Origin of the sequence: Flavobacterium sp. WV_118_3 (assembly GCF_039778605.1) — a bacterium.
Lineage (GTDB): Bacteria > Bacteroidota > Bacteroidia > Flavobacteriales > Flavobacteriaceae > Flavobacterium.
The window spans coordinates 2,857,101-2,869,100 of record NZ_CP156060.1 but is presented as its reverse complement, the minus strand read 5'-3'; the positions used below and the strand labels follow the sequence as shown (position 1 = coordinate 2,869,100).

The window sequence follows — 12,000 nt, the reverse complement described above, 5'->3', positions numbered from 1 at the left end:
AACGGCTTACTTCTTGTCAATAAGATTTTGTACAAGTTTTTTAAGTTCGTCTATTTCCTTTGATTGTTTTTCCAGTTTCTGATTTTGAACTTCATTTATTTTGTTTTGCTGAAGAATATAGAGTGTTAACTCTTCGATTTTTTCCTGTTGGATTTTGGTCATCTCGCCTAAGGCAATTCCTTCTTCTGCAACCTGAGTAGCAGATGGAACGTTGATCAAATGACCTTTATCCAGAATGTGTTTTTCAACTTCAGCAAGTGTTGGTAATTTGTATTCCGGTTGGAAAACGTAATCGGCCCAGGCAGATTGAAGATTTACACGGACTTCTTCGGTTAAGATTCCTCCTTTAACAAACAGACTATAATTACTAATAGTAACGCCACCGGCAGTTGTTGGGAAATTACCAAAAGCGGTTCCAATGCCTACTTTTCCGTTTAGTTTTAGTAGATCTGAGGTGAAATCACCCCAAATAAGCGGACTTGTATTGAAACTGTTATTAATGATTAATTTGTTGCTAGTGTGTTCGTAATAACCTGAATAGCTGCCTATAAAGATATTGTTGGAACCCTGCGCCTCGCCACCGGCATTATGACCAATAAAAGTATTGCCACTACCGCTTTCATTTTCGCCACCAGCATAAACACCGAGATAAACGTTTTCATTTCCGCTAGAACTAGCTTTTCCACTTTCGTGTCCAAGATAGACATTTGATGCCCCTGTAGTATTGGTAATGCCGGCAGCATTTCCAATAAAAGTATTTGAATGGCCATTTGTATTTGCAATTCCGGTTTGATGCCCAAAAAAAGAATTAGAAATACCGGAAGAAGTGTTTATTTTTCCGGATTGATAACCATAGAAAGTATTTTTTTGACCGTTAGATCCTGCTTCAAGCCCGCCACTTGTTATTGATGAAGTCGCAATGCTTTGAGCGTTTATAATATTGATTGCAAATGTCAAACTGAGAGTTATAAAATATTTAGAGCACATATTATGTTATTGTTTAATTATTTTTTTCGTTACTAGTTCGCCGGTGTTTGATTTGATTGTTAGGAAGTAAATCCCGTTTTGTAAATCGGACATATCGATTTGGTATAATTGTGTACTTTCTTTTAATTTCTGGATAGAAATTGATTTTCCTTCAAAAGAACTAATAGCGATCTCTGTCATTGGTGCACCCGATGTTTCAATTGTTATACGGCTTGTAGTCGGATTTGGATAAAGTCGGATTTGGTCTATAGCTGTTTCTGGAGCCATTTTCAGATCTTCAAATACTGTTTTTTGTTCCGGACAATTTTCGATTTTAGCCAGCATAATGGCACCGCTTTTTACCACGCTATTCGGTTTAAAAATAATCGTATTTCCGGCTTTTAAATTTACATTGATACCACTGTTTATAGTGTAATTACCATTTAAAGTAATCGTATTTGAAACCTGATGCGTAGTGTTGGTCGCTTCGGTTGTATTTAAAACCAGATCGTTATCGCAGTTTGTTGTTGGGTTGCAGTTCGCTGTAATAGTCTTTGTCGCTGTACTGGTACAGCCATTAACATCGGTAACGGTAACTGAAATAGTTCCTGGAAGTGACGTCCAATTAACAAGCATGTTAGACTGGTTGTTTAATCCGTTAATAGACCCTGCTCCTGATGTTATAGACCATTGCGCTCTTTGTCCCTCTTCTAATACAACAAAATTATTGGTTGCATTACTGTTTGTAGAACAGGCAGATGTACTTCCCAGGATATTTACAGATGCCATGCCTACCGTTATGGTTTTGGTTATCGTATTTCCACCGGAAATTAAAGTTATGGTATAGGTGCCGGCACTTGAAAAAGTATGTGACGGATTAGCCAGGGTTGAGATGTTATTTGCTCCTGATGCTGAGTCTCCAAAATTCCAGCTAAAAGCTGCGGCACAAACATTTGCGTTGAATTTATAGGTTAGGCACCCGTTAGCACTATGACTTATGGTGTTGTTAAAAGCTGTTTCTATTTTCGCATCAACCATGTTCGGTAAAGCATAAGATAAAGATTGTTGTAAAATTGGCCCGTTAGGGGTAAAATTACAGGCATTAGCATTATCTGGTGTAGCTATGATATTTGGATTGTGTATTACGGCAAGTTTTGAATTTGTGAAGCTTAAATATATTTTGTTATCAGGACCTTTTTGAAATCCATTAATGGTTGCACTACCGTTAAAAATAGTCATACGACTTTCATTTGGATTTACTGCATTCGCATTTATTTGATATACTTTGCTTCCGGCGCCGTAATAGAAAAGAGCAGAGTCAGGGCTAAATGAACCTGAGTAGTAAAGTTCATTTGAGCTTGTTGATTTCATATTTGATACTGCTCCAGTAAACTTATTGAAATCAAATAAAAGCACCGTGCCTGCTCTGTTGATATAGGCTATTTTATTGCCGTTAGGTGAAAACTCTATTGTAGATAGATTTCGGGTAATATTAGTGGGCAGGGCAGTTTCATTAATAAAGCTCAATCCGGAAGAGGTTAAAGAGTAGACAACTAAAAAATAACCTGAAGATTTACGTGACGATGTAACGATCCAATAGCCATCACAATGTTGTGCAGCACTAACGCCTTCACCTCCTAATATGGAGTTGTTGTCACCGGTTAAGTAACCGTTTGGAAAGGTAATGGGTTGGCCTACGGTAGATGACATGGAAATTACGCCATTTGAGTTGTTTATAATGCTGTACCTAAAACCGTTATTTGTTAGATCTGAACCTTTTGTGAAGATGTAATACTGATTGTTGTTGGCTGGATTTTTTACAGTTATTGCGCCACTAGCAGAACTAGTGTCACCTTTTATGGAATTGGAATTGTTAATTAGTATGTGGTTTTTGTTCCAGACATTGATCCCGTTGGTGTAGAACAATACATTCCCGGAAGGATCATTTTGTACAGAACAAGCCTCCTGCATTGTATTAGTGAAAGGGATGGAAGAATTGTATAGGGGAGTTCCAGTGTTGAAATTAAGCCCGTTATAGGTACTGAAATACCAGGAATTGTCTTCATTTTGTATTGGTTGGCACAAAGAATTAAAGATTTGTTTAGCCGAAGTGGATGATGAGGTGCCGTTATTAATCGTTAATGTGACATTATAGGGAGAATTGCTTACAGAGGAAAATAAGTGTGTGGGGTTTTGTAATGTTGAGGTATTGTTATTTCCGGAGGCTGGATCGCCAAAGTTCCAAAGGTATGTTATATTCGAACCGGTCATGGTTGGTGAAAATGTAACCGTTGTTCCTTGGCAAGGAGCATAATTGCTTGCTGAAAAAGTTGCCGATATCATGTTTTGATAGTTACAAATACCGGTATAAATTGAATTGTCGGTATCGAATAATTCGTATCTATATGTGAATAAGGTGGCGAACATTCTAGAACGTTGCCCTTCGGAGAAGTGTGTTGAGCAATTGTCGTCACCATAATCCATATGATTGTGTATGTCGTCTGGTTGGTTGTTTGGCTCTATACAGGTGTCTTTGTTGATGCATAGGAAATTTGCGGTTTCAGTAGGTGGTGTATCGCAAATACGATCTCCGGCTAGATTGCAGTTTGAATTGTTTAGTTCTGTACAGCCCTCATGGAATGTATGATACAGTCCCAGGAAGTGACCAACTTCGTGAACGAGTGTTTTACCCAAGTTGTAGTTTGGCATTAGATTGCAATTTTGGCAATATTGAGCACTTCCAAAAACATCAGATCTGATAACGACACCATCAAATATGGGGGAAGTATTTGGAAACATAGAGTATCCTAAAGTAGTTCCCGCAGCACCGGTGTTGCTAATGCTTTTTACAACCCAGATCCTTAAGTAACGATTTGAAGAAATTGTGGTTCCGGCTATATTGACTAAATTTTGTTGTTCGGTTTGAGCATCATGATCGGTTAAAGCTGTACTTAAGAGGTGTACTATACCGGGAGTTGTTTGTGTTCCTCCGCTTGATGGGATTGCTATATTACCAGCTTTTGTTGCTAGGCAAAAATTAATTCCATGTGGATTGAAATAGGAGTTTAAGGCTGTTATCTGACTGGTAACCTGATTGTCTGAAATGTTTTCAGGATTATTAACCCCTCCGTGTACAATATAAACAACCACAGGGATCGTTATCATTGCAGATGCAGCTAACTTGGAACTCTGATTTTGAGTCTGATTTATTGTTCGATCCATCTCGTCCAGATAATTTTGGATCGAAGGATTTTCTTTTAGTGCATTGCGCATCAGTTCATCGGTAAGACAGGGTTCCGATTGTGCAAATCCTTTTATAGCGATTAACAGTACTATAAGGATAGTAAGGTATTGTTTTTTCATGCTGTTAAAGGATTATTTGTTATTTGTCAGATTGTTTACAAGTTTTTTTAATTCTTCAATGTCTTTAGCTTGTTTTTCATTGGTTTTATTTTGCTCAATGATGTACAGGGTTAATTCTTCGATTTTTTCCTGTTGGATTTTAAGCATTTCACCAATAGCAATTCCTTCTTCTGCAATTTGTGCTGCCGATGGCACATTTATTAAGCGACCTTTTTCCTGAATATGTTTTTCTACTTCGTTTAGTGTCGGTAATTGGTACTCCGGTTGAAATACATAATCCGCCCAGGCAGATTGAAGATTCACACGTACTTCTTCCGTTAATATACCTCCTTTTACAAAAAGACTATAATTGTTTAGATTAACACCACCGGCTGTTGTTGGGAAATTGCCAAATGTGCTTCCGATACCTACTTTTCCGTTTAGTTTTAATTGACTGGCTGTAAAATCACCCCATATTAAAGGAGTATCAGTTTCTTTGTTGTCAATATAAAGCTTATTGTCGATATCATAACTTAGTGCAACATATGCTCCAATCAATACATTGCCTGAACCTCTGCTTTCTGCTCCTGCATTGATACCAATAAATGTATTGTTATTGCCATCATTTTCTCGACCTGATCCATATCCTATAAAAGTATTTGTCGATCCAGGGGCAAATGCACCGGCTAGGCTGCCTATATATGTGTTTTGATTGCCCGTAGTATTATTAGAGCCAGAACCATAGCCAATAAAGAGATTGTTTGTTCCTGTTGTATTGTCTATACCTGAATGATTGCCGATAAAGACATTTTGTTTGCCGGAAGTATTTGTTCTTCCGGCTGAGTGGCCAATAAAGGTGTTGTTGCTGAATGTAATATTGTTTGTTGACATGCCGGCTTGATAACCATAAAAAGTATTGCCTTCTCCATTACTACCGGATTGTAGACCACCACTTGTGACGGTTGAATTAGAAGCTACGTTTTGTGCATTTAATGATAGAAATCCGCTTAAAAAGAACCCTGTTAAAAGTAGTTTTGTTTTCATATAAATTAGATTTAAAAAATTTCTGACAAATTAAGAAAATAAATTGTTTTAAAAATAACAATATGTTTTAAAATAAAAAAAAGCACCAACATTCGTTGGTGCTCGATAAGGTTAAGAATATGGAGGCTGTTATTTGATGATCAGTTTTTGTGTGGCGGTTTTTCCTTCTTCTGTAATTTTTAAAAGATACACTCCGGTGTTTAGATTGGAAAGCTGAATAGGGTTGTTGTTTTCGGATTTCAAATTCAGAACCTGTTTTCCAAGGATATCATAAATCTCAATTGTTTTATCAGATCCTGTTGTCGAAGTAATATAAAGGTTATCATTGTTGCTGGCCGGATTCGGGTATAATTTTAAACCGTCGATTTGGTGATCGGTTAGTCCCATTGGGGTGTTGTTTACCATTGAAAAATCATCATAGTAAATAAAGCCACCAACGCTGGTTGCTGATTGTCTGTAGGTACGCGCCTGAAAACGGAAATGTGTCGCATTTGTTGGAGCGGTTAGGGTAAAAGTTACTTGTACCCATTGTGCATTGTTGCTGGAATATGTTGTTGGGTGTAATGCATCTCTGTGGTCGGTTAGTTCCGATTCGTTTCCGTTGGAAATGTTAACCCAGGAATGCCAGGCACGGCTACGGGCTTTGGTATCGTTATCCAAAAACCAGTAGGAAATAGTGTAGTTATTTCCGGGAGTAACCGGGATTAGATCATTCGGACTTACGGTTTGTGTATCGTCCTGTGATTGATGTTTTACAGCTGATGCGCCGCTTTTAAAGATACTGGTTTCGCGTGTAATAAAATTATTAGCCGAGAAGGTTTCCGTGTTTACAGGTGTAAATCCGCTTGGAGTCGTGTTGTTGGTCCAGGTTTCAAAATTCCCGTTTGGAATTAAGTTCGTTTGGGCGTTAGCGGTTACGCTCAATGCGATGCTGAATAAAGCCAGGTAAATTTGTCTCATGGTTTTTTGTTGGCAAGATAGCGACCTGATGTTGGCTTTTGATCATCTTAAGGTAAAGGGTAGTTTAAGTTTTAAAATTAGAGCATAAAAAAAGCGTCAACATTGTTGACGCTTTTCTATATAGTGTGAAGAGAAATTATTTGATAACTAATTTTCTAGTAGCCGTTTTTCCTTCTTCAGTGATTTTAACGATATAAACACCAGCGTTTAAGTTAGAAACGTTGATAGCAGCTTCGTTTTCAACACGTGTATTGATTACTTGTTTTCCTAATACATCATAAACAGCAACTGATTTTACAGCTGAAGCATCAGATGAAATATAGAAGTTGTTTCCAGATACCGGGTTAGGGTATACTTTTAAACCAGCGATAGCATTTTCTTGTAATCCTAGTGTGTTATCTACTAAAGTTACGTCATCATAATATATAGCTCCTGAGTTTCCAGTGTCTTGGTATACACGGAAGTCAAAACGCAAGATAGTTGCACCAGCTGGAGCAGTAGCCGTTACAGAAACTTGTTGCCATCCTGTAGTGTTTCCATAATAGTCAGGTTGTAATGAAGTGTCAGTGATACCAGCTGAGCTAGTTCTCCAAGCTCCCCAGTGTCTTCCTTTAGCATTGTCTGTTTCGTCTTTGTACCAGTATGTCAATGTGTATTGGTGACCAGCAACTACAGCAAAGTCAGCAACACCAGCTCTTACGTTACCTGTTCCAGCAGGTGCTGTAAATTTAGCTGAACTTGTACCACCGTGTACGTTACCAGCCGCAGTTTCAAGAGTAACAGATCCTCCGTTTGCAGGAACAGTTACTGTCCATGAGTCAGGAGCACCAGCAGTCCAGTTTTCAAATCCACCGTTAGGTATTAAGTTTTGAGCATTGACAGCATACGATAATGCAACAGTTGCTAATAAAGTGTAAAGTTTTTTCATGTCTTGAATTGTTTTTAAAAAGTGGACAACAAAGTTAAGAAGTATTTCGTGATAAATGAAAACTTTTAATGTAAAATTATGGTTAAATGTAAGAAATAACCCTTTGTTAACTATTTGATAATAAGCTTTCTTGTTGCGGAAGCTTCGCCTTCTTTGATTTTGATGATATAAACACCGGTGTTTAAATTGGCGATATTCAGCTCTTTTGAGTTTAAAGTAGCTTGTAAAATACGTTTGCCTAATACATCAAAAATTTCAACTTCTTTATCTTGTGCCGATTTGGAAGTAATGTATATTTTGTCCCCGTTGGTTGGATTTGGATAAATGTTTAGACCTTCGATAGTGGTACCCGAAGAACCTTTTCCTTCCTGCGCGAATAAATTGGCAGAAAACAGAAAAAAGGCAACTAAGATAATATAAAAGTAATTTTTCTTCATAGGTCTGAATAGGGTATAAAGATATAAAAAAACTTCAAAAGTTATACCAAAAAAAATATCCCTCTAGTTAAAGAGAGATATTTTTTTGAAAAAGACTATAATTATATTTTTATTAGAATCCTACAGTCCATCCGGTAGCCCAGCTTGGAGTAGCAGTTCCGTTTCCGGCTCCTGTTGCAGCAGCCGATTCTGTGAATACAGGATTAATTACTTCGTTGGTAACAGAAGAACCGTCTGTTTTCTTACCTTTTGCGTTTGATCCTATTCCTTCGAATTTAGTGTTTGTCCCTTTTAAAGTAGTACCTACGAAAGAGATGGTTTGATCGTGTTCTACATCATATCCGGTTTTGAAATCTTTCAATACCACGTTGCTGAACATACCTTTAGTTCCTCTTCTTAGTTTTAAAGCCTGATTTTCTGGGTAAGCAGTTGCGTCAGCAGCACTTCCGGCACCGATTAAAGTTAAGTTTGTGATTGTTGGGTTGGAAACCGGGTTTGCATCAAAGTTGAACTCATAGTTATCAGCCTCGATACCTCTGTTTCCTTTTCCGAAAGCAAGTTTACCATACCAGTTGGTGTTAGTACCATTCCATCCTTCAGTCCAGTCAAATTGATCATCCTCGTTTCCGATAGAAATTAAGTTTGAAGTGTTAACGGTTCCTCCGAAAAATTCGAATCCGTCATCAGCACCGTGGTAAACCTCTACGTTTTCAACTACAGTACCAGAACCAACTCCGAAGAAAGAAACTCCGTTGAATTCTTTTTCAGTGTTGAAAGCAGCACCAGAATATTCTATTCTTAAATATTGAATTACACCAGAATTATCGTTTGCAACAGTACCACCGTATGTTAAGTCAGCAACTTCAGATTGCGCTGTAACCGTTCCTCTGTTGATTGGTGCTTTTCCACAAATTACTAAACCTCCCCAGTCACCAGCATTTTTAGTTGTCAAACCACTGGTCATAACTACCGGATTTGCAGCGGTTCCTAAAATGTTGATTTTACCCCCTTGTGCTACTGCGATATAAGCAGATGTTCCTCCGGTTCCTTCGATTCTTGTTCCGGCAGGAATAGTTAAAGTAGCACCGCTATTTACTTGGATTTTTCCAGTAAGCTTGTAAGTTGCTCCTGCAACTAAAGTTACTACACCGTCGTTGATCGTTCCTTTAAAATCATTAGCGTTAGCTGTGAAAGAAGAAGAAGGTCCGCTTGGTGTGCTCTCGTCAGACGAAGAACAACTTGCTAAAGTTCCTGCAGTTACTGCGAAAATTACAAATAATTTTACGATTGATTTTTTCATTTTGTTTTCTGAATAATTTTTTAGTTATGTTTGATGCAAAAGTGCTTCGTTTTTTTTTAAAGCGGGTTAAGCCATTGTCACGGTTGGATTAACATATAAAGAAGTAATTATTAAGCTAATGTTTCGTTTGTTAAGCCAACTTTACTTCAAAAAAGAAGGAGCGAATTATCGCTCCTTCAGGTATCATTTTCTATTTAAATTAAAACTGGTAGTTGATGTTAAAGCTCAGGTTCATTCCTTTGGTATAGGTTAACAAGGTAACATCACCGTTGTTGTTTTCCTGTACGCGTTCGATTTTAGGATTTAAAATGTTTTTAGCCATTAGTCCGATACCTAAGTTTTTATTGATTTTTGATTTTACAATAAAATCTAAGGTTCCTACAGCTTTGTCCACCTGATCACCGCGTAAGTTGGTCCCTAAAGCATAGATACGATCCGAGAAATATGAGTAGGCTAAAGTAGTGGAGATGTTCGATTCTTTGTTGTTCCATTCTTTAAAGAACGATACGTCAGCATTTAGTAATAAAGGCGATGCTCCGGTAAAGGCACTTTTCGATTTGGTAAAGTCAACATTATAACGCGTCTCTTTGTCCACTTTCGAACCGTTTAAGTCCTGAGTGGTATACATATAAGAAGCGTTGATTCCGGCTGTTACTTTTTTACTGTTGTTTTCGCCCGATTGGAAGATCAGTTTACGGAATTCGGCTTCGGCTCCGGCAACATAACCGCGATCTCCGGTGTTTATAAAGGAAATATCGTTGGTAGAAGAAGCGATTGTTACTTCGTTAATCGGATTTAAGATGTATTTTCCGAAAGCAGTAAACGAAATCAACTCTTCGCTTTTCGGGAACATTTCCCATTTCAGGTCTAAATTATAGTTGTCGGAAGGATATAAATCCGGGTTACCTACTTTTACTTCAGTTACATCTTCATAGATAAACAAAGCTCTTTCTTTAAACTGTGGTAAAGTGTAGGTTTTGCTCATTCCTAAACGAAGGTTTTGTTTTTCGTTTAGTTCGTATTTCATGATCAAGTTTGGAAGGAAGGTTGTTTTTTTGAATTCATCTTTGTCCCCAACTGGATCCAATTGCGTTTTCCAATCTACTTTCTGAAAGATATACTCGGCACGTAATCCTAAAACAGCAGTTAATTTGTCGCTGAATTTGTATTCGGTGTTCAAATAACCACCGTGGATGAATTGTTCTCCGGAATATTTCTGAGGATCAAGTGCGTTTGCGATTTCAGCATTTCCAACAAACGTACTGATTTCAAAATAACCATTGCTTAGATTTTGTTGGTTATAGAATAAATCCAGGTTGTCAGGATCTACAATAGTGGTCGTGTAAGGGCCAAATGTTTTAAAGTTAAACTGAGTGGCTTTAAAATCTCTGTTTTTAAAACGACCGTTATAACCGGCTGTAAATTTACCTCTAAAATCGCCACCGTTGGTTTTGTGGAACTTATAGTCAACCGAAGCCGTAGCAACCGTTTCGTATTCTTTTAGACGTTGGAAATAACGGTGGTTGTCCGGTTTTGACTGACTGATGATGGTGTATCCGGTATCGTTTTTTCGTAAGGTGTTATACATCCTGTCCGGAGTGTCACCAGTGATGTTGTTTTGAGCAACACCCCAATTGAATTTAGAACGATCACTAAGCGTGTGTTCGCCTAATAATTGGTTTACGAATAAGGTGTTTTTTACATATTCTGAACGGCGAATCAATCCGTTACCAGCGTCGGCAAGATCGGCGATATAACCGAAATACTCGTCTTTAACCTGGCTGGATGTATTGATAAATAAAGAGTTAAAGCTTACTTTATGATTGTTGTTGATTTTGTAACCCACATTCACCAATCCGGTTGTATTCGTATTGTAACCCATAGAAGAGAAGGTCTTGAAGTTTCGGTTTACCAAACTTCCGTCACCGTTTACGCTACCTTTAGCGCTTCCGTCGCGTTTTGAGGTGTATTCGTTTCCGAAAGATCCGGTGGCGAAAATACTCAATTTGCTTTCCGAACCGATGTCGAACGATTTACCTCCTGAGATTCCGAAAGAACCGGCTACCGGAGTTTTTCCTTCAAATTGCAAGGTGTTGAAATCATAAGTTGAAATCGTTTTCGGATTAGCCGGATTGCTAAAGCCGAAACTGTTTGGCCCTTTTGGAAGGCGGAAGTTGTCTTCGGCCAATGCATTGGTGTTGGCGTTGGAACCAATATCCAGACGTAAAAATCCTTTTCCTTTGTAATCTTTGGAAACGATATCGACGTTACCTCCGGCAAAATCACCCGACGTTTTTCCGTTATATACTTTGTCGATCGATACATATTCTACGATATCGGTTGGGAAAATATCCAATCGGATGTTTTTCTTTTCCGGATCGTTTGAAGGGATAGGTAAGCCGTTCATTGTAGTCGAATTATAACGGTCGCCCAAACCTCTCACATAGATATTTCCGGAACCTTCCTGTTTGGTAATACCGGTCGTTTTGGTAACCGCAGTAGCTACATCGCTCACGCCTTTACGGGAAAGTTCCTGTGCTCCGATACTTTGTTTTATTTCGATGGCTTTTTTCTGTTCTACTAAAAGCGCGCTTTCTTTCTGACGGTTGGTTTCGATTTTTAAAACCACATCTTCCAGTTGTACACCGGCAGTACCTAGTGCTTTGTCAATTGTCTTCGTTTCGCCCGAAGCAATTTTAAAAGGCACTTCTACGGTTTGATATCCTAAGAAGGCAATCATTAGAATGTGGTTTCCTTCCGGAACGCTCAAACTAAATGTCCCTTTTTCGTCGGTATTTGCGCCAATTGTTGTACCTTTAATTGTTACGCTGGCAAAAGGAAGTGGCTCATTGTTCATCTCCTTGTCTGTTATCGTACCTTTAACAGTCCCTTTTTGAGCAAAGGCGAAGACCGTGAACAATAATGTTGTTAGTAATAACTTAAGTTTCATTGTGTTGTTGTTTACGTGTTGTATTAAATTTTGCGCAAAGGAACCCTTTCGAAGTTAACCTGAAGTTAGTAAC

8 protein-coding genes are annotated in these 12,000 nt (G+C 38.2%); all 8 read right to left on the bottom strand.

The genetic code is table 11. The annotated features are described in order from the left end of the window. Positions 1-6 precede the first annotated feature (6 nt). A complete protein-coding gene (locus ABFU83_RS13375; protein WP_347066634.1) occupies positions 7-957 on the bottom strand; it encodes a hypothetical protein in 951 nt (316 codons plus the stop codon). A gap of 36 nt (positions 958-993) precedes the next feature. Then, the gene (locus ABFU83_RS13370; protein ID WP_347066632.1) at positions 994-4,329 is read right to left on the bottom strand and encodes a PKD domain-containing protein; all 3,336 of its coding nucleotides are present in this window, start codon (positions 4,327-4,329) and stop codon (positions 994-996) included. 12 nt (positions 4,330-4,341) lie between these two features. After that, positions 4,342-5,352 carry a hypothetical protein gene (locus ABFU83_RS13365; protein WP_347066630.1) on the bottom strand — a complete coding sequence of 337 codons (1,011 nt, stop codon included), beginning with the start codon at positions 5,350-5,352 and terminating at the stop codon, positions 4,342-4,344. A gap of 129 nt (positions 5,353-5,481) precedes the next feature. Then, the gene (locus ABFU83_RS13360) at positions 5,482-6,312 is read right to left on the bottom strand and encodes a T9SS type A sorting domain-containing protein (RefSeq protein WP_347066628.1); all 831 of its coding nucleotides are present in this window, start codon (positions 6,310-6,312) and stop codon (positions 5,482-5,484) included. 136 nt (positions 6,313-6,448) lie between these two features. Further along, positions 6,449-7,240, bottom strand: coding sequence for a T9SS type A sorting domain-containing protein (locus tag ABFU83_RS13355; RefSeq protein ID WP_347066626.1), 792 nt, complete (start codon positions 7,238-7,240; stop codon positions 6,449-6,451). Between the two features lie 110 nt (positions 7,241-7,350). Next, on the bottom strand, positions 7,351-7,677 hold the full coding sequence (locus ABFU83_RS13350) for a T9SS type A sorting domain-containing protein (protein WP_347066624.1): 327 nt from the start codon (positions 7,675-7,677) through the stop codon (positions 7,351-7,353). Positions 7,678-7,789: 112 nt separating this feature from the next. Further along, positions 7,790-8,977 (bottom strand): hypothetical protein, encoded by a 1,188-nt coding sequence (locus ABFU83_RS13345; RefSeq protein ID WP_347066622.1) that lies wholly within the window; start codon positions 8,975-8,977, stop codon positions 7,790-7,792. A 199-nt stretch (positions 8,978-9,176) separates the two neighbouring features. Next, complete coding sequence (locus tag ABFU83_RS13340; RefSeq protein ID WP_347066621.1) at positions 9,177-11,927, bottom strand: TonB-dependent receptor; 2,751 nt, start codon at positions 11,925-11,927, stop codon at positions 9,177-9,179. Between the last annotated feature and the right edge of the window lie 73 nt (positions 11,928-12,000).

Bases quoted from the DNA above. Each gene is read 5' to 3' on its own strand.
- ABFU83_RS13370 (WP_347066632.1), bottom strand. From the start codon at position 4,329: ATGAAAAAACAATACCTTACTATCCTTATAGTACTGTTAATCGCTATA.
- ABFU83_RS13365 (WP_347066630.1), bottom strand. From the start codon at position 5,352: ATGAAAACAAAACTACTTTTAACAGGGTTCTTTTTAAGCGGATTTCTA.
- ABFU83_RS13360 (WP_347066628.1), bottom strand. From the start codon at position 6,312: ATGAGACAAATTTACCTGGCTTTATTCAGCATCGCATTGAGCGTAACC.
- ABFU83_RS13355 (WP_347066626.1), bottom strand. From the start codon at position 7,240: ATGAAAAAACTTTACACTTTATTAGCAACTGTTGCATTATCGTATGCT.
- ABFU83_RS13350 (WP_347066624.1), bottom strand. From the start codon at position 7,677: ATGAAGAAAAATTACTTTTATATTATCTTAGTTGCCTTTTTTCTGTTT.
- ABFU83_RS13345 (WP_347066622.1), bottom strand. From the start codon at position 8,977: ATGAAAAAATCAATCGTAAAATTATTTGTAATTTTCGCAGTAACTGCA.
- ABFU83_RS13340 (WP_347066621.1), bottom strand. From the start codon at position 11,927: ATGAAACTTAAGTTATTACTAACAACATTATTGTTCACGGTCTTCGCC.